Here is a 25,797-nt window from a genome sequence, read left to right on the forward strand (position 1 = left end):
TTTTTATTATTTGATGTAATAAACTGTTTCATTTTACTCTTTTAATGACAAAATCATTTCTATAGAGTACTGAGTTGCGTAATTCTATCTTACTGCATTATTGAGTATTGTTGATTTCCTTTGCCTAGGCTTAACCATGAATGGTTAGTTATGAATTTAATAATTAAAACGGTATATCATGGAAATACAAAAAGAGAAAATCTACTATACTGTACCAGAGACAGCAAAGATACTTAGAATCTCACAGAGTACATTGAACAGAAGAGTTCGTTCAGGAGGTATAAAGAGTAGGAAATTTGGGTCAAGAGTTTTATTTCGTATTGAAGATATTGAAAATAGTGTAGTTGAGGTAATCCAAAAATCTACGTAATGAAAAAGCAAGACAAAGGGCACTCCGCTAAAAGTACCCCTGAAAAAGTTGTAAACTCGGCGACCACTCCGAATCTACAAGTTACGGAAAATAACGGACAACTGCAATTCTTTAAGGGTCATGTAGAAGCACCAAAAATGGCAGAAGATAATTTTTTTGAACCGCATCTTGAAGAGGTAGAATCCGCAAGTAGTGATGCAGAACCAACCTTTAACCTCAACACACTAAACGATTCAAAGAGTTTTATTGATGAGACAGACAGAGCAAGAGATAAGTTTAAAGACAAGGAAAATTTATTCCCTATCGAGATTTTCCCAAAGACCATTCAACATATTATTAAGGAGACAAATGTGAGCCTAAACTATTCTGTCGATTATACAGGTGCATCAATGCTTTTTGCAGCCTCCGTTGCTATAGGTAATTCCTTCGCAGTTAGCAACGGCATCTACACTCAAAACGCTACTCTTTACTTAGCCCTAATTGGTCAAAGAGGAGTCAATAAGAGCCACCCTTTAACGTTTGCATTGAGACCTCTTCAGAATAAAGACGGAGCAAGTTTCAAAGAATATTTAGAAAGAAAAAAGGAGTATGAGAATATTCAGAAAGGTTCAAAAAAAGAAGCGAAAGAGTTAGAGGAAAAATTTGACCCTCCAGTATGGCAACAATCTATTGTCTCGGATTTTACACCCGAAGCCTTAGTGGATATACACAGTCACAACACGAAAGGTTTAGGAGTTTACAGTGACGAACTTGCGGGGTGGTTCAAGAATTTCAATAGATATAGTAAAGGAAGCGAGGAGCAGTTTTGGTTAAGTGTTTGGAGCGGAACACCAATACGAGTAAATCGTAAGTCGAGTGAACCTATTTTTATACCGAACCCATTCATATCTGTAGCGGGAACAATTCAGCATGGAGTTTTGAAAGAAATGGCAAAAGACAGAACGGAAAATGGGTTTATGGATAGACTCTTATTTGTAATTCCAGAAAATCTTAAAAAGGAGTATTGGAGCGAGGTGAAAATAAATCCTAAAACAATTGCATTATGGGAGACCACCATAAACCACTTACTTGAGTTAAAAGTGCCGTATGATAAGAATAACAATGTAAAGCCTAAAGAACTATTCTTTACTACAGAAGCCAAAGACCGCATCTACGAATGGCAACAGAAGATTACAGATTTAAGCAATGCGACTAATGATGTAACTCTTAAAGGGATTTATGCAAAAATAGAACCTTACGCAATGCGATTCTCCTTAATACTTCAAATGTTACATTGGGCAACAGGGAGCGGAGGAAATACAATTGTAGAACTACCTGCGGTAGAGGGAGCAATAAAATTTGCCGAATATTTTATTAAGTCCGCTATCAAAGTAAACGATTTAATCCAAACCGAAAATCCTTTAGGAGACTTGCCATTTGTAAAGCAACAACTGTACGATAAACTACCCCAATTCTTTTCAACTGGAGAAGGAATGGTCATTGCCGAAAGTTTAAATATCAAATCAAGGACTTACAGCAGGTTTATTAAAGAAAAAGAACTCTTTTCCTTTATAAGTCATGGGCAATATGAGAAACTCTTTTAGAGATATATAAATAATAGCGTGGCATTATTGGCATTATTGACACTATCCAGTCGTAACAAAGGTTGCAGAACGATTTCGATTGGCACTTTGTTGGCATTATTGGCACATTCAAACAAAACACAAAAACAAGGTTGGCACTATTGGCACTTTGTTGGCACTTTTAAAATTATCACAATCATAGTCTTAATAATGGTTGTAAGCTGTAGTTAAGAACAAAACGCCAATAATGTCAATTATGCCACACCTCCTAAACAAAATTAATATGGAAGATTTCTTATTCTCTTTAGCATCAAATAAATTCAAGAAATTACAGTGTCCAAAGTGCCACAAAAAAGACCATTGGCAACGTTATTATAATGTTGAAACTGGAGAGGTGCTACCCGAACAATATGGGCGTTGCGACAACGCTTCTAAGTGTAGAGAGTGGGTAATACCATCGAGAGGAGATTTCAAAGACGAATTAATTCCTAGAGTCGTTAGTAAGAAGCCGAGAGTTATTCCACCATCCGTGAATATTCCAAAGGAGGTTTTGATTGATACGTTGAAGGGATATGATAAAAACACCTTTATACAGTACCTAGCTACGAGCGCACCTTATCCTTTCCCTTTTACCGTTATTAATAAGATAATTGAATTGTATTTCGTGGGAACGGTTGGAAAGGGATATATGTACGGAGGGACTGCGTTTCCTTTTATCAATGCGAACGGCAACATAAGAACTATCCAAATAAAACAATTCGACAACAATAACTCTACTGTTAAAACGAGTTTTCTACACACTAAACTTGAATATCAATTAAAAAACAACGGTAAACCAATTCCGAAATGGTTGATAGATTACAACAAACAAGAGTCGAAGATTGATTGTTATTTTGGAGAGCATCTTTTAAAGCAATATCCAAGAAATCCTATTATCCTTGTTGAAGCACCGAAATCAGCCTTTTACGGTACGCTATACTTTGGACTCCCAAAAACAGATAGCGACTTTCTATGGTTGGCAACATATAGCCTAGGTGGTTTTACCCTTAAAAAAAGTAAAGTACTACAAGGAAGAAATGTACTTGTATATCCCGACTTATCAGAATATGGGAAAACGTTCGAGTTGTGGAGTGAGAAAGCAAAAGAGTTTGAAAAGGCTATAGAAGGGACTCAGTTTATAGTCGCTGATTTAATTGAAACCCTTGCCCCAAAACATGATAGAACACAAGGTAAGGATATTGCAGACTTTCTAATAAAATTAGATTGGAGAAAATTCAGAAAGGACTCTACGGTTCATACAGCAGTTAAAATCTCACCGCCCAAAATTGAATCGTCGGATTGTACAAACGACCAAGAACAACCAAGGGAAAGACCCCTCCTTAAAGTTGAGGGTGAGTCTATCAATACTCAAGTTTATAACTCGCTTCTCAAAAATGAGAAGCAAAAAGAGACTACAACTAAAACTCTAAATGAGGAGGATTCTACCCAATTAGAAGCATTCGACGCGCCCCAAGAAAAAGAAATTATTACTTGGGAAAAAGACATTTTAGAGCTTGAAACCTTCTTGAATAACACAACGCTTCCAACAACACCTATAAAATTAGAAACCGCTACCACGGTGACAGATGCTAAATCATTTATAACTGTAAACCTAAAATATATTAAAAGAAATAATGGAAACTTAATCTTTAAACCGTACCTCAACAGATTACACCAACTAAAAAGAATATTAACCGTAGCAGATGCTACATAAATCTAAATATAATGAAAATAATAAAGTTTAAAACAAAGTTCAAAAACCTGCCAAAAACTGACCAAGACCATTTTAAAAAAAGAAGAGAAAAATGGAATGGTGGCGCAATATCGTTGAGTCAAGACGATGAAAACGGAAGATACACTCTTCAGATTGATGAGCCAACGAAAAGTAAGAAGTATTTCGATAAGGGATTAATAGTGGAGTTTGAAGAGAGCGACGTTAAAGCGCTCAAAGAAAACTTATTCGGCACATTTCTTTTAAAAACTTTAGATAAAAAAAACTAATCCAAAGCCACCCTAGAGCTTATATTCTTAGGGTGGTATTTAAACAAAACCCAATAAATAAAAGCAGAAAAGAGCATGGCTTGAAATGTTAGATGGGATAAATAAACTTGTGGCAAAGGAGGCTAAATCAAATTCCATTAAAAAGAATGATAATATTAAGAGCTAAATAATTAATTCGCGCACACAAGACAGGTGTTGATTCCATCTCCAGCACCAATTCCGTATCTTAGTCGAAGTGCACCTTCCAAGCGATATTTGGAGTCGTTTTTTGATGGGAAAATTCAAGGGTTAATTATTAGTTCTGTTCATTTTGCGGTATCTTTATACAAACCTAGTACTATGCCCTTCAACGATTCCTTTTCGGAAGAAACTAAAGCCCAATTAGAAAAGAATTATATACTGAAACGTTCAAAATCCAAGAAGTACAAAAAGGAATTAATCGTTGAGGTCAATTACAACTATTTGCAGTATCTAGGTGTAGTACGAATATACTTACAAAACAAGTACAACTTAAAATTTGAGGACATTGAATTGCTCTTGTATCTTTACCCAATAAACTACTTTACAAGAAAGGATATTAGGCGCTTTCCCTGTTCTTGGGGTTATAAGCGTCTTAACAGGTTGATTCAAGAGGATTACATTGTAAAGTTATCTTCCGTTCCAGCAAGGACTCGCGGCTGTGTTTTTATGTTGTCTATAAAGGCTAAGAATCTAGTTAGAAACTACCACGAATTACTTTCGGGAGAAAAGTCTATCCCTAATTGTCCACAGCACAATCCTATTTTTAGAAAAGACACGAATACATATAGAAGCACGGCAAGAGCAATAATGGAAGAGATGAGGGAATTACTTAAAGACCAGAACCGATGGGAATAACTACTATATTTATCTTAGATTAAATTCACTACCGCAGCCGCTCCTGAAATAGCGCCAATAAATATTTATTCGTATTTTTGAGTTGCTATGAATACTAAAATAACCGTTACACTCGGAAAGATTCTACATGGGAATCAAGTAAAACTACTAGTTACTTTTAAATATGATGAACCAATAATTTCTAGGATTAGGAATTTAGGAGGCTTTAAATGGAGTAAATCCAACCGCGGCTGGGTCTGCATATTTTCCAATGAGAATTTGAATCGTACTCAGCAGGAATTGGCAACTATAGCCATTATTAAGATTGATGATTCTATTTACAAGAAACTAGTTCCAAAACCAATACGAAAACCAAGAGATATATCTGAACCAAACAAAAAAGTAATTCGCTCTTTTGTTAAATATTTACAAGGAAAAAGATACGGAGAAAGCACCGTAAAAACATATTTTACATACGTTGCTGATTTCATTGAATATGTTGGCAAAAAGCCATTAAAAGACTTAGAAAACCGAGATGTGGAAATGTTTATTGAAGATGTATTTGCTCCTAATAAATATAGTATTAGTTCCCAAAGACTACTCATTAGTGCGATTAAACTCTTTGCTGTTTTCTATCCCGAATGTAAGATTGACCAACTAACATTGACAAGACCTCATAAATCAAAAAAATTGCCAGTAGTATTGTCTCAAGATGAGGTTATCAATTTAATTCGCTGCACCAAGAATCTAAAACATAGAGCCATTATAGCGTTTCTGTATTCATCTGGAATGAGAATTGGAGAACTGATAAACTTAGAGTTAAAAGATATTGATATTAATCGCTTTCAGGTCTTTGTTAGAAATTCAAAAGGAAGAAAAGACAGGTATGTTTCTCTTGCCGAAAGTTTCAAACCACTTTTGTTGAATTATGTAAATACTTATGAGCCTAAGAAGTATTTTGTAGAAGGAAAGCCATCGGTTAAATACACGGCTGGAAGTGTACGATTATTTCTGAAGAAGTCTGCGGAATCGGCTGGAATCAAAAAAAGGGTGACCCCACACTGTCTCCGCCACAGTTATGCTACACACCTATTAGAACACGGTACAGATATAAGGCTAATTCAAGAACTGCTAGGGCATTCAAGACCAGAAACAACAATGATATACACACACGTATCGAATAAGAGTCTAATGACCATTTCTAATCCGCTTGATGTGGCTGTAAAGAATTACGCAACCAAGAAAACGGGTGAAAACGATTCTAATAAATATTTAAAGTAAAATAATAACAATAATGATTTCAAATATAATTCTAGGTTATTATATTTGAAATGAATAGTTCCTACCGATTATACCAAATAAACGCAAAGGGATAAAACAAGTAAAAACTAACGTTATCCCGTAAATTAGATAGGGATAAACGCATAAAATATAAACTTATAACGAGTTGGGCACAAGCGGAAAAAATCAAATGGCGAAAAAAATAGGACTTTTAATAATCATTGTGTTTATCTCGACAATTCTTGCTTCGATTTATGGGTTCTTGCACAATCAAATCTCCTACTCAATCTCGACTGAATATTTTACTAAATTTAAATTTGAACAATTTTGGTCAGTTAAATATATGCTTGACTTTCCTCGCATGAGTGCAGGATTAATCGGAATAGCGTCAACTTGGTGGTTCGGACTTTTAATTGGTGTCATTATAGGCGTAGTTGGACTTTTACAAGCGAATAGCAAAATTATGTGGAAAGGTTCTCTCGGAGCAATAATTCGGACATTGGGAATTGCAATAGGAATCGGAATCGCGGGAATTTTAGTTGGAAAGTTTATAATCTCTAACATAAACGCTAATTGGAATCTTCCAGCGGAATTAACTGACCGAAAAAGTTTTTTGATTGCTGGAACAATGCATAATTTCAGTTACCTTGGTGGAATAGTCGGATTAATTTTCGGAATAATATATCAACTAAAAATAAAAAAAGCCAGTGCCCAACAATGGCTATAATTCATCGTGGCATTTGAACAAAAAATAATAAATTTAACAAACCAATCGGCTGATTTCTATAGCGGAAAAGTCTCCGACATTTTCCACAACGAAATCATAGCCTAACCGTTGCCCCCAATAAAACAAAAAACCAATGAATGAAAACTAACATATTCTTACTAGGGGTATTGCTGATTTTAATTTCTTGCGTCAAAAAAGAAAAAGCCCTTTCCCAAATAACAACCGAATTAAAAGTTAGTACTACTGACAATCCATTTCGCAAGACAATGTTTCCTTTAAGATATTTGGATTCTACACAATATGATTTCAAAGGAATTATTAATAAGGACAGTTCTTTTGTAATGAGTTTGAATACTGTTAGTTTAAGGGATTTGAAAAATGCAATAAAAGAAGGAATATTAAAAAAAGAAACTGCTGATTCAGTAATAACCAAAATTTATGTGTTGAGTGGTTTCAACCAAGGCAAACAATATTTTATTATAGACCTCAATTGCAACAAAAACTTTAATGATGACGAATTAGTAGAATTTAGCAAAGATATTACAAACAATGAAAACTACCGTGACTCATTCAACATCAAGAGCATCAAAGTTGTAAAACTTTGGAAAGGCAAATTATACAAGCAACAAACATTTCTCCAATTTTTACCTGCTCCGAATTTTAATACTTACAAGAATGAAACTGAAAAAGAAAAATTCAAACATAGTTTACAATTAGCAGCTTTAAAACACGACTTTTTGTTCGGAACATTTAAAGAGAACAACAATAATGAATATGGCGTAGGTGTAAATAAAGGAATATTCGGAAATGAAATCATTTTTAAAAAAGCGAATACTAACTTTTATCCTCGAAATCATCAATTATTTGCAAATTATAAACTAAAAGATACTGTAAAGTTTGATGATAAGTATTTTAGAATAGACAGTTTGTCTTTTTATCCTCCAAAGTTAGTAATAAATGAAATTAACAATGTAAATGACATTTACGGGTTCAGAACAAATGAGATTTCAAAAAACTATGTGATTAATGACTTAAATGGAGACTCTACAACCCTTAAAGATTTAGCAAAGGAGAAAGGGTTTCTATTACTAGACTTTTGGGGCACATGGTGCGCACCGTGCAAAGAACTGACTCCTGAATTGGTCAATTTACATCAAAAGTTTAGTGACCATATTCAATTTGCGAGTTTAGCATTTGAATTGGACCCAAAACCCGTATTGGATTATTCCAAAGCCAATCAAATGAATTGGTACAATGGAATAATAAAAGGAAAACCGAAATCTGGAGCTATGTCATCACCAATTATTGGCGGCTTAAGAATTGAATGCTACCCTACTTTTATTGTTATGGATTCCGACTTGAATATTTTATATCGAACTTGTGGCGGTGGAGATAATTATTTAGGGTTAAAGGATTTTTTAAACTCAAAATTCAAATAAAATTACTGGGCACAACACCGTATATAATTTATTGCTAGTTCTAGCCTACTTACGAAAATCCTCTCGGATTTTCTATTCGGTTTTTATTTGCTAAATTACGTGATTAACCACGCAACAAACCGTATACAAACACGTTGACAACAAGCTGAAAAATGAAATACGCATTAAACATATTACTTCTGATTTTAACTTTTGTCTCTTGTAAAAACGAAAATGAGAAAATTGTAACTGAACAAACGAAGCCAAATAAAATTGTTCTTATTTCAGTAAATGCACCGAATAAATTCATTCATTTAATTAAACAAGATAGCGTTGGAAAAAAGTTAAAAGATAGTTTAGGACCAAAAGCATTCTCGAATAACAATGGTTTCGCATATTTAGACTATATGAACAATGTTCAAACTTGGAGACCAAAACCAAATGTATCAGATACAATTACCATAGAAACCCACAATGACTACCTAGAATTATCCACAAACAACTTTTTTACCTCAATAAAAGAAACTTTTTTAGTCAAAAATGGAGACACAATTATATTTAACTACGAACATAATATTCCAAAAGCAAAAATTACTAATAGAGAGGTAAGCGACATAGAACTTAATTACAATAGTTATCGACTCAAAAAATTATTTGACAATAAATACACCAGTTATTATCTAATTTTTGGCAATATGTTTTTAAATGAGAATATTGAAGATTACGAGTGGAAATCTATTGATTATTACAATCAAGCAAAGCTGGATTTTACAAAAGAGGTTAAACTTTTAGATTCTTTAAAAAACAATAATTTAATTTCTCAAACAAACTATCTCTATCGTAAGGATGCCCTGAATATGTTAATGGAAAAGCATAAAAATCTAAAGAATATTAAAAAATGGTTAGAACAAAAAAAATCTTTTAGGAATAAAGAAGCTATTGAACAAGTTTTTGGGTTTGACTTATCAGAAACAGATTCTTTAATGAAATTTTCGTTCTTTCGAAACTACTTGAATAACATTTCTCAATATAATTTAAATTTCATCGAAGAAAATAATGGAAGTTCTGGTGGATTTTACATTGATTCAAGAATAAGATTTGACTCAATCTTAAAAGACAAAAGATTTAATCAGACTGCAAAAAATTTCCTATTATTCGACGCTTACAATGGAATAGGTCAAAATTTTAGGGTAAAAGACAAGGAAGAATATTTTAAGAAACTTCAGGAAAGCACTACAAGCATAGAACAGCTAGACAAACTGAAAAAAGACTATAAACTTGATTTCAATAAATCGAATGAATTGGTTCTGACAAGTTTGAAAAACGACTCTCTAACTTATCGCAATCTTTTAGAAAATAATAAAGGGAAATGGCTTTATATTGACTTTTGGGCAAGTTGGTGTGCACCTTGCAGAAAAACAATGCCAGAATCCAATAAACTCAAAAAAGAATTAAAAGAGAAAAATATCGAGTTCATTTATTTAAGTCTTAATGATAAAAATGAAAACTGGAAAAAGGCAGTTGAAGTAAACGGAATTTTAAGTAGTCAAAATTATTTTATAGAAAATGGAAATGTATCAAAAGTTATCGAAGATTTGGGTATTAAAACAATTCCACATTATCTGATTTACAGTCCAAATGGAGAGTTAGTCAACGGATTTGCTAATCGACCTGGTCAAGGAGCTAAAGAACAATTGAATAAATTAATAACGGAAAAATAAAGCCAGTTGCCAACAATGGCTATAATTCATTGTGGCATTCTAAGTAATATGAAATCACATCAACTACTGCGGCTGCTACAGCCTACTTTAATCAACTAAAAGAAATGACTCTATACGAATTAACGTTCTAAGTTTTAAAGCCAAACAAGCAACGGTGTGGAAGGATGGAGTCTTTATTGAAAATAAGCCTTCGAAGAACGAATTAGAGTACTTGTCACTATATGGTATCAACAAATTTTATGTGGAGCTGGTATATGATATTGATTCAAATAAGATTGTTGAGGTAAGAAGTTTTAAAACGGGTAAGACCTTAGATAAATATCTGCCTGATATTCCAAACTCAATTTAGGCTAAAAAAAATACCGCGCATATTTTTTGGGCTGATTCTATATATACATCCGAAGCCGAATTTCTCAAAATGGAAACGACTTTTGAAAAGGGTACGGGGTGCTGTTTAAAACGTATTCCAAAACGTATTTTAATTTTTTACTCAATTTCTGTTTAGAGGTGGGTGTTCCATTTGTTTTAACTCCCGCGTTGGGTTTAAACCCCGTTTTTAGTAATAAAGACTAACATAGGAAAAGCACCATTTAGACAGTAATTAAACTACCAGATTAGAAGTGAAAACGAGTTCAAATGCAATAAAACGTTCAAATACCGTCCAAAAAATAATCAGTAAGACCAAAAAAGCCTTCAAAATCAAAGGATTAAGAAGGCTTTTAGTACTGAAGGCGGGACTTGAACCCGCACGCCCCAAAGAGCACAGGATTTTAAGTCCGGCGTGTCTACCAATTCCACCACTTCAGCATATTGGTATTTTATATAGGTTGTAGAGCGAAAGACGGGATTTGAACCCGCGACCCCCACCTTGGCAAGGTGATGCTCTACCCCTGAGCTACTTTCGCAGTCATTTTAATGAACTTCCATTTGTTACTCAAACGGGTGGCAAATTTAAAACATTTTATAGAATTGCAAAGCTTTTTTTTTAAAAAATTAGAATTAATTCATGCCTCAATTTCTTTGATAGAATTAGTTACTGTAAATCAGTTGTTTAAAGCGGTGTAAGTTCTGTTAATTTCTGATGGTTATTCGGGAAGAAAAAAATATCTTTGCACCGATTTTAAAAGAACCGTCAGATTGGAGTCAGAATCTATATCAAATCAACCTATTGCATCATCATTTATAAGTGATTTTAAACAACTTACAAAAGTTGGTTTGTCGATTAGTGTGGTGTTTTCTTCTGTTGCTGGTTATTTGTTAGCAACGGAATCGATAAATTATACAATTCTTGTTTTATTAACCATTGGAGGTTACTTTATGGTAGGTGCATCGAATGCATTTAATCAGATTATAGAAAAAGATACAGATGCTTTGATGAAGCGCACCATGAATAGACCAATTCCTACTGGAAGAATGTCTGTTAATTTTGCCCTAACTATTGCTACTGTTTTTACCATATTAGGAATTGGAATCTTATATTATATCAACCCGAAATGTGCATTATTTGGTGCCGTTTCAATATTCTTATATACTTGTGCTTATACACCATTAAAGTCGGTTACGCCTTTAACAGTTTTTGTAGGTGCTATTCCAGGAGCGATTCCTTTTATGCTTGGATGGGTAGCCGCAACAAACGATTTTTCCATAGAGCCTGGAACTTTATTTTTAATTCAGTTCTTTTGGCAATTTCCTCACTTTTGGGCAATTGGTTGGTTACAGCATGATGAATATAAAAAGGCCGGATTTAATATGTTGCCAATGGGTAAAAAGGATCGAGGAGCAGTAAAACAAATTATTTTATACACCATTGTTATGATATTGGTTTCAATATTGCCTGTGTTTAAGCAAACCGGTGAGTTTTGGATTTACCCAATTACGGCTGTTATTATTGCCTTATTAGGAGGCTTAATGTTGTATTACGGTGTAAAACTATATAAAGAACAATCAGATAAAGTGGCAAGACAATTAATGTTGTCGAGTGTATTATATATTACCTTAATACAAATCATTTACGTAATAGATAAATTTTTACATTAATGGAGAATAGGAATTTGGAATTAGAATATAAGGCAGCTAAGCAAAAATCGGCCAAACCAATGTTGTGGATATCTATGGTAAGTATGACCATGATGTTTATTGGATTGACAAGTGCATATATTATAAGTAGTAAACGTGAAGATTGGGTTTCATTTGAATTGCCATCTGCATTATATACCAGTACATTATTAATAGTATTGAGTAGTTTGTCTTATATGATGGCAAAAAGAAGCATCAAACAAAACAACAGAACGTTAACTTCTGTATTCTTAATTGGAGCACTTTTATTGGGAATAGGATTTGCTGTTTATCAATTAGAAGGCTTTAATCAGTTAAAAGCAGCAGGGCTATATTTGGCTGGTGCCGGAAGTCAAGTTTCAGCGTCTTTATTAATGGTCATTTCATTTGCCCATTTATTGCATGTTATGGCTGGCTTTATTGTGCTCGGTGTTGTTATTTATAATCATTTTAAAAAGCGCTACAATGCTACGGAAACACTTGGCTTAGAGTTAGGTGGCATCTTTTGGCATTTTGTAGATATTTTATGGGTCTTACTCTTTTTATTTTTCTATTTTATTAGATGATATAAAATGCGTAAATTTGGCCATTCAAAAAACTAAAATAAATTTTATACTTTAATATGGGAGCGACTGCTGCAAGTTCAGATCACCACTCTTGGGACGACGATAAAACGGAGAAAAAACCATTTGAGTCGAGTTATGGTAAAATGATGATGTGGTTCTTCATTTTGTCTGATGCCTTAACATTTTCTGGTTTTATTATTGCCTATGGTGCAATGCGATTTAAATTTTTAGAAACGTGGCCAATTGCCGATGAGGTATTTACCCACGTTCCATTTTTCCATGGAGAATTTCCTATGTACTATGTGGCATTTATGACCTTTGTACTTATCTTTTCTTCTGTAACAATGGTTTTAGCGGTTGATGCAGGACATAAAATGCAAAAGAACAAGGTTGCATGGTATATGTTTGCAACTATTATTGGAGGTGCTATTTTCGTTGGTTCTCAAGCTTGGGAATGGAAAACTTTTATCAAAGGTTCTTATGGTGCAGTTCAAATGTACGACGGAAAAATCTTACAATTTGTAAATGCAGAAACAGGTAAGCAAATTGCTATTGGTAGTGAAGATTTTCCAATTGAAAGACAACATTCAGACAGAGCACAACATCAAAGCGATAACGGACTTTGGTTCACCAAAGAAGGATCTTTACCTGCATATACTATTGCTGAGGTACAAGATGCATTTGCGAAAAACTCTAATGTAACTATTAGAACAGAGCAAATGGATATGACTGCTAAGAAAAAGCAAATCTTATCTAGAGAGGATGCAACAAGATTTTTGGCACAAGGGAAGCAAGTTGTTACCGGAGCTAATTTAGAAGTGAATGAATATGGAAATACTTTATTTGCAGATTTCTTCTTCTTTATTACAGGTTTCCACGGTTTCCACGTATTCTCTGGAATTGTATTTAATATCATTATTTTCTTTAACGTAATTATGGGTACCTATGAGAAGCGTAAGAGTTACGAAATGGTAGAAAAAGTAGGTTTATATTGGCACTTTGTAGATTTAGTTTGGGTATTTGTATTCACATTCTTCTACTTGGTATAATTCAAAATAATTAAGAAAAAATGGCACACGACGCACACGAACATAATCACGTAGCATTAATTTGGAAAGTATTTATTTTCTTATCAATTGTAACAGTTGTTGAGGTAATTTTAGGAATCATAAAGCCTGCTTCATTACACTTAACTTCATTTTTAGGAACAAGTCCATTAAATTGGATCTTCTTAATCTTAACATTGGTAAAAGCATACGGAATTACTTGGTATTTTATGCATATGAAAGATGAAAAGAAATGGCTGAGAAGATCGGTTGTTTGGACAAGTATTTTTCTAATTATATACTTAGCAACGCTTTTATTAATAGAAGGAAGTTATTTAAATGAGGTAATGACACCACATTTAAAATGGGATTATTAATAGAATAATTTATAAAATATAAAGGTGGTTCATTCCACCTTTTTTTTGATACATACTATGCAAAAAAAGAAAATAATTGTACTGTCAACATTGTTTATAGTTCCATTACTATTCTATATGTTCCTTTCTAAGGGAATTTATCATTACGCAAATCTTCCAATTTTATCTAAAAATGTGGTGGAGTTGAAAGGAGATACTCAATTTAAGGATCATTATTCTGTAGTTTGTTTTTTAGGTGATGATTTAGAATCGTCGAAGGGAAAATTATTTAACTTGAATGAAACCATATACAAACGTTACCATGGTAAAAAACAATTTCAAGTTGTGGTGGTTATTCCAGAAGGAATTGAAGAAGAGCTTCAAGAATTGGAGCGTCGATTAGCAACCTACGCAGACGCAAGTAAATGGAAGTTCATTTCAACAAATAAAGAAGAATTGGTAACTGTTTTTAACAGCTTCAATACGCCATTTACGTTGAATGAAAATTTCGGTTCTGATTATGCGTTTATAGTAGACACAGAATTGCGCTTGAGAGGTCGTAAAGATGATGAAGATACAGCGGATGGTAAGTTATATGGATATGATATGAACTCTGTTGCCATTTTAAAGAATAAAATGCGTAAGGATATTGAAGTGATTTACTACCAATTAAAAAAGTCGATGGAGAAGGAGCAACGTAGAAAAAGAGAAATTTAAGATCATGAAGAATAAATCTTATATAGGTGTTGCGTTTATTATTTTGATTTTTGGAATTTATGCCGTTCCTAAAATTGTAGACAACTTTAAAAAAGTAGAGCTACATACCTTCTCTAAGGTTCCAAACTTTGAGTTTGTAGATCAGCATAATAAAACAGTAACCAACCAAACGTATAATGGTAAAGTGTATGTATTGGAATTTTTCTTTACTACATGCCCGACCATTTGCCCTATTATGAACAAAAAGATGATTGAAGTTCAAAATGAGTTTTTTGGAAACCCGAATTTTGGAGTTGCTTCAGTATCAATCAATCCAGATTATGATACACCCGAAGTTTTAAATGCTTATGCAAAGGAGTACGGTGTTAATAGTCCAAATTGGCACATGTTAACTGGGAAGCCAAAAGAGGTTGTGTACGATTTATCTAATAATGGATTTAAATTATTTGCTGGGATTGCAGGAGAAGAAGTTGGTGGTTTTGAGCATTCTGGCTTATTCGCTTTAGTAGATAAAAACGGTTACATAAGATCTAGGTATGATAAAGATGGAAACCCGATAATGTACTATAGAGCATTAAAGGAGAACGAATTTGAAGATCAAATAAAAGAATTGAAAGAGGATATTAAAATTTTACTAAATGAGTAATCTAAGTAAAGAAAAGAAATACAATAGAATAATTACAATTTTGTCTATTGTTTTACCATTGGCAGTTGCTGCTTTGTTTGGAATTAAGATTGATGTTGAGTTACCGGTGTTTTTACCTCCAATTTATGCGTCAACTAATGCCTTGACAGCAGTACTTTTAGTTTTTGCTGTGGTTGCTATAAAAAAAGGAAATAGAAAATTACACGAACGTTTAATTAATGTTGCAATTTCACTTTCAGTGTTGTTTTTGGTTTTGTATGTATTATACCATATGACTTCAGATTCTACATCCTATCAAGGCGCATATAGAAATCTATACTTGGTCATTTTAATTAGCCATATTGTTTTGTCTGTAGTTGTAATTCCATTTGTGTTGGTTACCTATGTAAGAGGATTGTTAGGGAAGTTTGACGCACATAAAAAAATAGCGAAATTTACATTTCCGCTTTGGTTGTATGTGGCGGTTACTGGAGTTGTGGTGTATTTAATGATTTCACCTTATTATTAAAATGAAAAAACGCATACTCATATTTATGTTTTCTCTATTTGTTGTTGTCGAATCATCAGCTCAATGTGCTATGTGTAAGGCTGTAGTGGAAAGTGGAGATACTGAAGTGGCTGAAGGGTTGAATGACGGCATTATGTATTTGATGGCATTTCCGTACATTCTTGTAGGCGGATTACTGTACTTTATTTACCGTTATAAATTCAAATCAAAAAATTAACACTATAATAAGATTTCATTTTTGTAACATATTGTAGTTTTGTTCGTCATATCAGTAGATTAATTCAAAAGTACTGACTAAGCAAACTTAAAATATCTTATGAAAACAAAATTTTTTGTAGTCGTAGCATTTCTTACAATAGCCATTTCGGCCAATGCTCAAACTAAAAAATGGAATCTTATTGAATGCGTTAATTACGCAATAGAGAATAACATTCAAGTTAAACAAACTGTATTAGATACACTCTTAGCTGTTGAAGATATCAATTCTAGAAAAATGAATTATTTTCAAGGATTAAATGCTTCTGCATCTCACAGATATAATTTCGGAACCTATATCGGTCAATTTGGAACACAGATTTCGAGTGATACTAGAGGTAATTCATTCGGATTAAATACTGGTGTAACTATTTTTAACGGGTTTCAAAATTTAAATGTAAAGAAACAAGCAGATTTAGGGTTAGAATCGAGTAGATTGCAATTAGATATATTAGAAGATAATATATCTGTTATGGTTGCAAACAGCTATTTAAATATCTTATTTAATAAAGAAAACTTAAGGATAGCAAAAGAACAAGCTGAAATTACGCAGAAGCAAATAGATCAAATTGAAGAATTGGTAAATTCTGGCGTAAGAGCGAAGGCAGATTTATTTAGTGTTCAGGCGCAATTAGCTAGCGATAACGAAGCGATTGTCAATGCAGAAAATAGTATTGAATTGGCAAAATTAGGGTTGGCACAGTTGTTAATGATTTCTCCTGTTGGTTTTGATATTGCTGATGTTTCTGTTGAAATTCCTGATGCAAATTTAAAATACCAAAATTCTGATGAAATATTTAACGTAGCTGTAATTGATAGACCAGAAATAAAAAGAGCAGAACTTGATATTGAAAATTCAGAATTAAGTATTGATTTGGCAAAAGGAAACTATTACCCAACTTTAACTTTTGGAGCAGGTTTAGGAACATCTTATCAACACCGTCAAGGTAAAAGTGATGAAATTATAATTGATGACCCATTAAACCCAGGAAATCCAATTGTAATTGACAACAGTTTTTGGACGCAATTAGATAACAATATGGGTTATAATATGGGCTTCAATTTATCTATTCCGGTTTTTAACGGTTTTAGAACAAAGTCTAGTGTTAACCGAGCTATTGTAAATCAAAGAAAAGCAGAATATAGATTAGAGCAAGAGAAACAAGATTTAAGAACGAATGTAGAAACGGCATTTACGGATGCAAAAGCTGCCTTAAATCAATTTATTGCATCTGAGGCATCTTTGATAGCACAAAATGCTGCATTTGACAATGCACAGCAAAGTTTTGATTTAGGAGCGATGACCTCTTTTGAATTTGAACAAATTAGAACGCGTAAAATCAACGCTGAATCTTCACTGTTAAGAGCAAAATATAATTTTGTGTTTAAATCGAAATTATTAGAATTCTATTATGGAATTCCAATTGTAGCACAAGGTATTACCTTCAATTAAATCAACATACTGAAAAAGAAAATGAAGGCGTTCAACGACTATTATGGTTGTTGAACGTTTTTTTTTGTAATTCGTTATATTTGCGCAATCAAAACAAAATACGTTGGCTTTAATATTAAACATAGAAACTTCCACTAAAAATTGTTCAGTTTCACTTTCAGAAAATGGTGAGTTAATTGCCATTAAAGAATTAAATGATGGAAATTATTCACATGCCGAAAAATTACATGTTTTTATTCAAGAGGTTTTAGATGTAACGAACAAAAGTTTTTCGGACTTAGAGGCCGTAGCAGTAAGTAAAGGACCTGGATCCTACACTGGCCTAAGAATTGGGGTTTCTGCCGCTAAAGGGCTTTGTTTTGCTTTAGACATCCCATTAATATCGGTAAATACACTTCAAGGTCTTGCTATGCAAGTTCAAACTGAAAACGGATATATAATTCCAATGTTGGATGCGAGAAGAATGGAGGTTTATAGTGCCATTTTTGATGTTAATTTTAATGCAATTCGAGAAGTACAAGCACAGGTGCTTGATGAATTTTCATTTGAGCGTTATTTAATTGAAAAGCCTGTTTATTTTATCGGTGACGGTGTTGCAAAAACAAAAGAATTGATTAAAAATAGCAATGCAAATTTCATTCAACATAAATTTCCTTCTGCCCGCGAGATGGCCTCTATTTCAAATGCGAAATATTTGGAAAATCAATTCGAAGACGTTGCTTATTTCGAACCTTATTATCTAAAGGATTTTTTGGTTACTCCCTCTAAAAAGAAAGTTTAATTAAATTTATTTAATGCTTCTAATAATTCGTCTTCCTCTAGGCGTTCTTTATAATTAGGATTGACATAATTATATAATACTTTTCCGTTTGTATTTAAAATATAGACAGCTGGAACCGGAATTACATCCGAATTTTTGTCATCAGAAAAATCTAACAACATATTTGAATACCTTTCCGGAGCCGTAATAGCAAGCCCCATTGCTTGCATCAATTCTGTTGAAGCATCAGAATACAATTCATATTTCAAACTATTCTTATCTATGTTTTCGCTCAATTTTTCTGGACTATCAGGACTAATCGCAATAACTTGATATCCTAATTCCGATATTTGATCTTGAATTGCACCAACAGCTGCCAAATGCTTGTTACAATAAGGACACCAACCTCCTCTAAAAAACACCAACACTGTTTTTTGCTCCGAAACAATTTTCGAAATTGATTTACTTTTTCCAAGATAAGAAGTCACTTCAACGGCGGGAATAGTTGCACCTATTTTTAAAGGTTCAATCTGGGTTGCATCTTCAAAAACCTGCGCATTAATTATAAAACTGCTTAAGAAAAGTGATAAGGTTAGTATGTGTCTCATTGTTAAAATTTTGAATTAATAGTCCGATTAAACTTTAAAACTTACACTATTTTATTCTTTTAATTGATCAATATAATGTTGATCTAACGCTTCTGAATCTTTATACTTAATTCTAAGGTCTTTAAGTCTTTTTTTAAGATCTAACACTACCTCTGCATATGCGGGATTGTCATATACATTGTTTAGTTCATTCGGGTCTTTCAAACGATCATACAATTCCCATTCATCCACATCATGGTAAAAGTGAGCAAGTTTGTATTCAACGGTTACAATTCCATAATGTCTTTTGACCATATGAACCGCCGGATACTCGTAGTAGTGATAATACACAGCATCTCTATCCCACTTTTCTATATCACCTTTTAATAAAGGAATTAGGCTTTCACCTTGCATATCATTCGGAGCAGCAATTCCGGCTGCTTCTAAAAATGTTTGTGCAAAATCTAAATTCTGAACCATTTCTTCACTTGTTGTGCCGGGCTTAATTTCATTTGGCCAACGAATTAAAAGAGGTGTTTTAAAGGATTCATCGTAAATGAATCGTTTGTCAAACCAGCCATGTTCACCTAGATAAAATCCTTGATCAGAAGTGTAAATTACAATGGTATTTTCTGCCAATCCACTCTCGTCTAAATAATCCAAAACACGTCCTACATTATCATCAACTGAAGAAATTGTGCCTAGGTAATCTTGCATATAGCGCTGGTATTTCCATTGCATTTTTTCTTTGTCGGTCATAGTAGGCCAATTCGTCTTAAAATCATGATTAATTTTATCAAGTGTTGGCTTGTATTTCGCTTTTTGTTCAGCATTTGCTCTGTTGTATGGGCCAGAGAAACCATCTACGCCACCCCACATAAACGGAGTGACTTTAGGTGAAACACCGCCCATTTCCTCAATAGTTTCTGGCCTTATTTTAGAATCATGCCCATACTTCATATGGTTTAACAAATTCATCTCAGCAGTTTTCGCAGCTGTGCCTCTATTGCTATAATCATCAAATAAGGTTTCTGGTTCTGGAAATGTTTTTTGGGAGAACTCCGCCATTTTCTCAGGACTCGGCCACCAAGGTCTATGTGGTGCTTTATGCAAATACATCATCATAAACGGTTTTTCTGGATTGCGTTTTTCCTTAAGCCAATTAAGGGTTAAATCTGTGATGACATCGGTAACATATCCAGTAATGGTAGTATCTCCTTTTGGAGTAATAAACTTTGGGTTAATATAATTTCCTTGACCCGGTAAAATCATAAAATCATCTACACCTTTTGGGTTGTTTCCAAAATGCAATTTTCCGTACATAGCAGTTTCATAACCTGCTTTTTGAAATAGTTGTGGAAATGTAACATTGGAAGTGTCGAATGGATTGGACTGCCTATTGTCTATTTTACCATTAATATGTGTGTGTTTTCCTGTTAAAATTGTTGCTCTGGATGGAGCGCAAATAGAGTTGGTAACACAGGCATTGTTAAATTTAATTCCCTCATTCGCTAACCTATCTATATTCGGAGTTTCGATTAATTTATTACTGTATGTACTAATGGCTTGGTACGCATGATCATCAGACATTATAAAAAGAATATTCGGCCGTTTTTTTTCAGATGTAGCTGCATTTTTACGGCAAGCAGAAAAGGTGATAGTTAGAACAACTAGTAATCCAATATTTTTCATAATTTCATATTTGTTAGAAGGCATTTTACAAAAACACTCATGAAGCAATGGGGTAAACAGAGGTCTTTACAGAGGTAGTAAAAGTAAGCTTTAAAAGAATGTATAAATTATAAATGAAATTAAGGCCAGAATTGCGGGTATTGACTGCACATAGAACAAAGATATTTTTTTAGTAGAATAAGCTCCATAGATTCCTGCAATTATAATACAGGTTAAAAAGAATGGAATAACATGATAGTAGGTAGATACAACTCCCCAAAGTAATCCCACTGCTAGAAAACCATTGTATAAACCTTGATTAGCCGCAAGGACTTTGCTTTGCTCTGCAAATTCTTTATTGAGACCAAAAGTTTTTAAGCCTTTGGGTTTGGTCCATAAAAACATTTCCAAAATCATAAAATAGATATGCAAAAAGGCAACTAAAGTGGTTAGAAAAATAAAAATGTAGTACATTCGTTAAACGGGTTTTTAATAGTTATTACTCAAAATAGAAACTCATTTGTTCCAGTGCTCTTTCAGTAGTTTCTTCTGGCAATTTACAAGCACCATCAACACAAATATAAATTAAAGTTTCATCGTCGTTAAATCTACCTTCCATGAGTGGTACATCACTTTCTCCAATAGAACCTGCAATTAATTTATTAGGAATATAGACTTGATTAATTTGTTTTAATTTGTAAAGAGATTCTGGCCCAGAAATTGCAATTTCATAATAACTACTGGAAAAATCACTTGCCAACTGTAACCAATTAGAATAGCCACTAGGGTATTCAATCATGCTTTCTTTTATATTATTCAACATTTGCTTACTTGTTTTTAAGTAGTGCTTATTTGAATAATAATGACTTAGTTTGGCAAGGTTTCTGGCCATAATTGAGTTTGATGCAGGTATGACATTGTCCGATACCTCCATTTTACGTGCAATAAGGTTTTGATCCTCATCAGAAGTAAAGAAAAACATACCACTTGTATCATCAAAGAAATGATCAAAAGTGTAATCTGCTAATTGTTTGGATGTGTTTAGCCATTGCTCATCTAATGTAACTTCATACAAGGAGATAAATGCATCAATCAAAGTTGAGTAATCCTCTAAATATCCATTGATGGTACTTTTTCCGTCTTTGTAATTGTGATTTAATCCACCATCTTCTCGTAATTGATTAGCAACTAAAAAGTGTGCGTTTTTTAATGCAACGTTTAAATAATGTTTCTTGTCAAATACCTTATAAGCATCTATATATCCCTTTAACATTAAGGCGTTCCATGAAGTTAATATTTTATCATCTAACCTTGGTTTGTCTCTTTTTGAACGTTCTTCGAACAGTAATTTTTTCCATTCAACTACTGTGTTCTTTAGTTCAATTATTGAGATGTTATGTTTTTGAGAAAACGCTTTATCAGATTCATTTCGGATTAGGACATAATTATCATGTTCCCAATAGCCATAGTCGTTTACATTGTAATAATCTTGGAATAATTCATAGTCGTTACCAAGTAATTTTTGTATTTCAGTTTTGGTCCATACATAAAAAGCACCTTCTTCTAATTCACCTGAAGTGTTATTACTATCGGCGTCTAAAGAAGAATAAAACCCACCATTGTCATTCATTAATTCGCGCTCAACAAATTGAAGCGTTTCAACAACAGTTTCTTTATAAAGTGGATTTTTAGTTAATAAAAAGGCATCTGCATATAAACTTACCAATTGTCCATTATCATATAGCATTTTTTCAAAATGTGGTACGTGCCATTTTGCATCTACAGAATAGCGTGCAAAACCACCGCCTATTTGATCATATATTCCTCCAAAGGCCATTTTGCTTAAAGTAGTATTGGTATAGTCCGAAATTTGTTGATCCTTTGCTTGAAATCCATAGCGTAGTAAATAGGAGTAATTGGTTGGCATTGGAAATTTTGGTGCCGTATTATTACCTCCTAAATTGAAATCTAATGTAGTTTTCCAATTGGTTATGGCGTCTTTAATTTCATGAGTTGAAAAAATAGCCTCATCAGTATTCAATTCAATTAATTCTGAATTTTGGACACCTTCGGTTAATTTTTCTGCATATTCAATGGCTGTTTCTGGCTTGTTTGTATAAAGGTCAGACAATTGCTTTAATGCGTTCATCCATTGCTCTTTTTGGAAATAAGTGCCTCCAAAAATTGGTCTACCGTCTGGTAATGTAATACAATTCAATGGCCAGCCACCTTTACCAGTCATTAATTGCACAGCATTCATATATACCTGATCCACATCGGGTCTTTCTTCTCTATCAACTTTAATATTGATAAAGTTTTCATTCATTAACTTGGCAACTTCTTCATCTTCAAAACTTTCATGTTCCATCACATGACACCAGTGGCAGGCTGCATATCCAACCGAGATAATAATTAATTTATTCTCTTTTTTAGCAAGGTCTAGTGTTTCTTGATTCCAAGGTTTCCAATCAACTGGATTGTGGGCATGTTGTAATAAATAAGGACTTGTTTCATTTATTAATTCGTTCGTATATTTATGCTGTTCCATAGAATCTTTTGAATTCGTTTTGCAATTGGAAAATAGGATAATTATAAAAGTTAATACAAGGTATTTGTATTGCATGAAAATGTTTTTTTTCAAATATATAAAAAACAAAAGGCGTCTTGATATTTCAAGACGCCTTTTCTATGTTAAAAATTATGTTTCTAGTTTAAAACATCTTTAATTCTTGTAACAGCAGTTCTAATGTTTTCTTCAGATGCAGCGTAAGAAATTCGAATACAATTTGGAGCTCCAAATGCTTCACCAGTAACAGTTGCTACATTTGCTTCTTCTAAAATATATAATGCTAAGTCTGAAGCATTATTAATTTTAGTTCCGTTTAAGGTTTTGCCAAAAAATGCAGAAACATCAGGAAAAACATAAAAAGCACCTTTAGGTACATTCAATTTAAATCCTTCAATTTCGCCTAATAGTTTTAAGATCATATCTCTTCGTTTATGAAACTCTTTAACCATATAGTTTATTTCGGAAACAGGAGCGTCAAGAGCTGCAATTGTTGCACGTTGAGCAATACAATTGGCGCCAGAAGTTATTTGTCCTTGCATTTTTGTACATGCCTTTGCAATCCATTCTGGAGCACCGATATATCCAATTCTCCAGCCAGTCATTGCAAATGCTTTCGCAACTCCATTTACGGTAATAGTTCTATCATACATACTCGGAATTCTAGCAAAACTAAAATTCTTAGTCCCGTAATTTATGTGCTCATAAATCTCATCTGAAAGAATGAAAATATTTGGGTGCTTTTCTAAAACTACCGCCAAAGCCTTGTATTCTTTCTCCGTATAAATTGTTCCACTAGGATTATTAGGAGAATTAAAGAATATCATCTTCGTTTTTGGAGTAATAGCCGCTTCTAATTGTTCAGGAGTAATTTTAAAATCTGTATCAATTGAAGATGGGATTTCTACAAATGTTGCCTCGCATAAAGTTGCAATAGCAGAATAGCTTACCCAATATGGTGCGGGTAATAAAACTTCATCACCTGGATTTAACAATACCTGTGCAATATTGGCAATAGATTGTTTTGCCCCCGTTGATACAACAATTTGATTAGGTTTGTATTCAAGGTTATTATCGCGTTTAAATTTGTTGCAAATTGCTTCTTTCAATTCGCCATACCCATCTACAGGTGTGTAAGAATTGTAATTATCTTGGATGGCTTTTATCGCGGCATCTTTAATAAACTCAGGAGTGTTAAAATCTGGTTCACCTAAACTTAATCCGATAATATCTTTTCCTTGTTCTTTTAATTCGCGCGCTTTCGCCGCCATTGCCAAAGTTGCCGAAACCGGTAAACTTTGGATTCTGTCCGATAAATGTTGTGACATGGTTTAAATAAAATTTATGCTAGTTGTGGTTTTTTTCCTAAGAACTCTAATTGTCTGTAATGTTCGGCTACAGCACCCCACATCGTTTTATACTCGTTGTAAGGAAGGCTAAACTCTTTAGCTGTTTCCTTTACAATCTTCGCTAATTTATCATAATGTATATGACTTATGTGTGCGAATAAGTGATGTTCTACTTGATGATTCAATCCGCCTGTAAAGAATTTTACCAACCAATTTTTTGGTGCAAAATTAGAGGTGGTATATAATTGATGGATAGCCCATGTATTTTTCATATTACCATCTTGATCGGGCATTGGCATATCCGTATTTGGCATTACGTGTGCCAGTTGGAAAATTACACTTAAGATGATCCCTGCAGTATAATGCATAATTAAAAAGCCAATTAAGACTTGGTACCATGCAAAACCTAAAGATAAAGGTAGTACAATCCAAAGTGCGTAGTATATAATTTTTCCAATTACCAATTTTGTCCATTGTGTAGCTGGGTTTGGAAATTTACCATAGGATAATTTTCTTTTTAAATATTGGTAGGTTTGCTTAAAATCGGTGGTAATGGCCCAATTCATAGTTAACAAACCATACAAAAAGAAAGAATAGTATTTTTGATATTTGTGAATTTTGTACCATTTAGCATGTTTAGAAAAACGAATAATTCTTCCGGCTTCAATATCTTCATCGTGCCCTTGAATATTAGTATACGTGTGATGTAAAACATTGTGTTGTACTTTCCAATTGTAGTCGTTGCCGGCTAAAATGTAGATACTAGATCCCATAAGTTTGTTCACCCATTTTTTACTAGAAAAGGATTCGTGGTTGGCATCATGCATAACATTCATTCCAACACCAGCCATTCCAACACCAGTAATAATCATTCCTAATATTTGAGCCCAAACAGGTAAGTCTAGGGTAAAAATTAAAATAACAGGTACTAATAATAGAGAAAACATTACGATAGCTTTGCTATATAGTTTCCAATTTCCTGTCCTTTTTATATTGTTCTCTTTAAAGTAGTTGTTAACTCTTTTATTCAATGTTCTAAAGAATTTTGCCTTGTCTACTTTCGAAAATTTAATTGCATTCATTTAAAAGGGTATTATAATCGCTGCAAAACTACATCAAAAAGTATTGCAAAGACCTAACATTTATCATTTTTTGGCGTTAATTATATCTTAATTTAGAATAATGTTAAATTATTAACGATTGACTATCAATTGTATTTTAAATAACTAGACGAGTCGTAAATTTTTCATTGAAGCCTTTATAATTTACTAAATTTTTGGGAATTTTT

26 protein-coding genes and 2 tRNA genes are annotated in these 25,797 nt (G+C 33.3%); 20 read left to right on the forward strand and 8 right to left on the reverse strand.

Features of this window, described 5'->3' with window-relative positions:
• The first annotated feature begins 178 nt into the window (after positions 1–178).
• The 10 genes from RM519_RS14015 to RM519_RS12375 all read left to right on the forward strand — a co-directional run bounded on the left by RM519_RS14015 (position 179) and on the right by RM519_RS12375 (position 10,323).
• Complete coding sequence (locus RM519_RS14015; RefSeq protein WP_432280187.1) at positions 179–370, forward strand: helix-turn-helix domain-containing protein; 192 nt, start codon at positions 179–181, stop codon at positions 368–370.
• Positions 370–1,953: a DUF3987 domain-containing protein gene (locus RM519_RS12335; RefSeq protein WP_311594125.1), complete on the forward strand. Its 1,584-nt coding sequence runs from the start codon at positions 370–372 to the stop codon at positions 1,951–1,953. Before RM519_RS14015 ends, RM519_RS12335 begins: the two co-directional genes overlap by 1 nt.
• Before the next feature lie 262 nt (positions 1,954–2,215).
• Complete coding sequence (locus tag RM519_RS12340; RefSeq protein WP_311594126.1) at positions 2,216–3,685, forward strand: DUF6965 family protein; 1,470 nt, start codon at positions 2,216–2,218, stop codon at positions 3,683–3,685.
• An 11-nt stretch (positions 3,686–3,696) separates the two neighbouring features.
• Entirely contained in the window at positions 3,697–3,972 is a 276-nt protein-coding gene (locus RM519_RS12345; RefSeq protein WP_311594127.1) for a hypothetical protein, read from the forward strand.
• Positions 3,973–4,164: 192 nt separating this feature from the next.
• A complete protein-coding gene (locus RM519_RS12350; RefSeq protein WP_311594128.1) occupies positions 4,165–4,848 on the forward strand; it encodes a hypothetical protein in 684 nt (227 codons plus the stop codon).
• Positions 4,849–4,935: 87 nt separating this feature from the next.
• A complete protein-coding gene (gene xerA, locus RM519_RS12355; RefSeq protein WP_311594129.1) occupies positions 4,936–6,108 on the forward strand; it encodes a site-specific tyrosine recombinase/integron integrase in 1,173 nt (390 codons plus the stop codon).
• A gap of 361 nt (positions 6,109–6,469) precedes the next feature.
• A complete protein-coding gene (locus RM519_RS12360) occupies positions 6,470–6,835 on the forward strand; it encodes a hypothetical protein (RefSeq protein WP_311594130.1) in 366 nt (121 codons plus the stop codon).
• Positions 6,836–6,972: 137 nt separating this feature from the next.
• The gene (locus tag RM519_RS12365; protein WP_311594131.1) at positions 6,973–8,274 is read left to right on the forward strand and encodes a TlpA family protein disulfide reductase; all 1,302 of its coding nucleotides are present in this window, start codon (positions 6,973–6,975) and stop codon (positions 8,272–8,274) included.
• Positions 8,275–8,426: 152 nt separating this feature from the next.
• A complete protein-coding gene (locus RM519_RS12370; protein ID WP_311594132.1) occupies positions 8,427–9,974 on the forward strand; it encodes a TlpA family protein disulfide reductase in 1,548 nt (515 codons plus the stop codon).
• A gap of 154 nt (positions 9,975–10,128) precedes the next feature.
• Entirely contained in the window at positions 10,129–10,323 is a 195-nt protein-coding gene (locus RM519_RS12375) for a hypothetical protein (RefSeq protein ID WP_311594133.1), read from the forward strand.
• A 374-nt stretch (positions 10,324–10,697) separates the two neighbouring features.
• On the opposite strand, the gene RM519_RS12380 is transcribed toward RM519_RS12375, so the two are convergent.
• Positions 10,698–10,781 (reverse strand) — tRNA-Leu (locus RM519_RS12380).
• A 26-nt stretch (positions 10,782–10,807) separates the two neighbouring features.
• Positions 10,808–10,879, reverse strand: a tRNA-Gly gene (locus RM519_RS12385).
• A gap of 232 nt (positions 10,880–11,111) precedes the next feature.
• On the opposite strand from RM519_RS12385, the gene cyoE reads away from it, so the two are divergent.
• The 10 genes from cyoE (at position 11,112) to tsaB (ending at position 18,357) form a co-directional block, all read left to right on the forward strand.
• Positions 11,112–12,011 carry a heme o synthase gene (gene cyoE / locus RM519_RS12390; protein WP_311594134.1) on the forward strand — a complete coding sequence of 300 codons (900 nt, stop codon included), beginning with the start codon at positions 11,112–11,114 and terminating at the stop codon, positions 12,009–12,011.
• Entirely contained in the window at positions 12,011–12,595 is a 585-nt protein-coding gene (locus RM519_RS12395; RefSeq protein ID WP_311594135.1) for a cytochrome c oxidase subunit 3, read from the forward strand. The genes cyoE and RM519_RS12395 overlap by 1 nt, the downstream gene beginning before the upstream one ends.
• A gap of 56 nt (positions 12,596–12,651) precedes the next feature.
• Positions 12,652–13,644, forward strand: a complete 993-nt coding sequence (locus RM519_RS12400) for a cytochrome c oxidase subunit 3 (protein ID WP_311594136.1) — start codon at positions 12,652–12,654, stop codon at positions 13,642–13,644.
• 20 nt (positions 13,645–13,664) lie between these two features.
• Complete coding sequence (locus RM519_RS12405) at positions 13,665–14,018, forward strand: cytochrome C oxidase subunit IV family protein (protein WP_311594137.1); 354 nt, start codon at positions 13,665–13,667, stop codon at positions 14,016–14,018.
• A gap of 57 nt (positions 14,019–14,075) precedes the next feature.
• Positions 14,076–14,714 carry a hypothetical protein gene (locus RM519_RS12410; RefSeq protein WP_311594138.1) on the forward strand — a complete coding sequence of 213 codons (639 nt, stop codon included), beginning with the start codon at positions 14,076–14,078 and terminating at the stop codon, positions 14,712–14,714.
• 4 nt (positions 14,715–14,718) lie between these two features.
• On the forward strand, positions 14,719–15,360 hold the full coding sequence (locus tag RM519_RS12415; protein WP_311594139.1) for an SCO family protein: 642 nt from the start codon (positions 14,719–14,721) through the stop codon (positions 15,358–15,360).
• A complete protein-coding gene (locus tag RM519_RS12420; RefSeq protein ID WP_311594140.1) occupies positions 15,353–15,868 on the forward strand; it encodes a DUF420 domain-containing protein in 516 nt (171 codons plus the stop codon). The genes RM519_RS12415 and RM519_RS12420 overlap by 8 nt, the downstream gene beginning before the upstream one ends.
• 1 nt (position 15,869) lies before the next feature.
• Positions 15,870–16,085, forward strand: a complete 216-nt coding sequence (locus RM519_RS12425) for a hypothetical protein (protein ID WP_311594141.1) — start codon at positions 15,870–15,872, stop codon at positions 16,083–16,085.
• Positions 16,086–16,184: 99 nt separating this feature from the next.
• The gene (locus RM519_RS12430) at positions 16,185–17,576 is read left to right on the forward strand and encodes a TolC family protein (protein ID WP_311594142.1); all 1,392 of its coding nucleotides are present in this window, start codon (positions 16,185–16,187) and stop codon (positions 17,574–17,576) included.
• A gap of 103 nt (positions 17,577–17,679) precedes the next feature.
• Complete coding sequence (gene tsaB, locus RM519_RS12435; RefSeq protein ID WP_311594143.1) at positions 17,680–18,357, forward strand: tRNA (adenosine(37)-N6)-threonylcarbamoyltransferase complex dimerization subunit type 1 TsaB; 678 nt, start codon at positions 17,680–17,682, stop codon at positions 18,355–18,357.
• On the opposite strand, the gene RM519_RS12440 is transcribed toward tsaB, so the two are convergent.
• From RM519_RS12440 to RM519_RS12465, 6 genes are all read right to left on the reverse strand, one after another.
• Positions 18,354–18,944: a peroxiredoxin-like family protein gene (locus RM519_RS12440; protein ID WP_311594144.1), complete on the reverse strand. Its 591-nt coding sequence runs from the start codon at positions 18,942–18,944 to the stop codon at positions 18,354–18,356. The two genes, tsaB and RM519_RS12440, sit on opposite strands and share 4 nt — an antisense overlap.
• A 51-nt stretch (positions 18,945–18,995) precedes the next feature.
• On the reverse strand, positions 18,996–20,615 hold the full coding sequence (locus RM519_RS12445) for a sulfatase family protein (RefSeq protein WP_311594145.1): 1,620 nt from the start codon (positions 20,613–20,615) through the stop codon (positions 18,996–18,998).
• A 90-nt stretch (positions 20,616–20,705) separates the two neighbouring features.
• Positions 20,706–21,068 (reverse strand): DUF1304 domain-containing protein, encoded by a 363-nt coding sequence (locus RM519_RS12450; protein WP_311594146.1) that lies wholly within the window; start codon positions 21,066–21,068, stop codon positions 20,706–20,708.
• A gap of 25 nt (positions 21,069–21,093) precedes the next feature.
• On the reverse strand, positions 21,094–23,142 hold the full coding sequence (locus RM519_RS12455; protein WP_311594147.1) for a thioredoxin domain-containing protein: 2,049 nt from the start codon (positions 23,140–23,142) through the stop codon (positions 21,094–21,096).
• A 158-nt stretch (positions 23,143–23,300) separates the two neighbouring features.
• Complete coding sequence (locus RM519_RS12460) at positions 23,301–24,488, reverse strand: pyridoxal phosphate-dependent aminotransferase (RefSeq protein WP_311594148.1); 1,188 nt, start codon at positions 24,486–24,488, stop codon at positions 23,301–23,303.
• Between the two features lie 14 nt (positions 24,489–24,502).
• Entirely contained in the window at positions 24,503–25,591 is a 1,089-nt protein-coding gene (locus tag RM519_RS12465) for a fatty acid desaturase family protein (RefSeq protein WP_311594149.1), read from the reverse strand.
• Between the last annotated feature and the right edge of the window lie 206 nt (positions 25,592–25,797).

Origin of the sequence: Urechidicola vernalis (assembly GCF_031846385.1) — a bacterium.
GTDB lineage: Bacteria > Bacteroidota > Bacteroidia > Flavobacteriales > Flavobacteriaceae > Urechidicola > Urechidicola vernalis.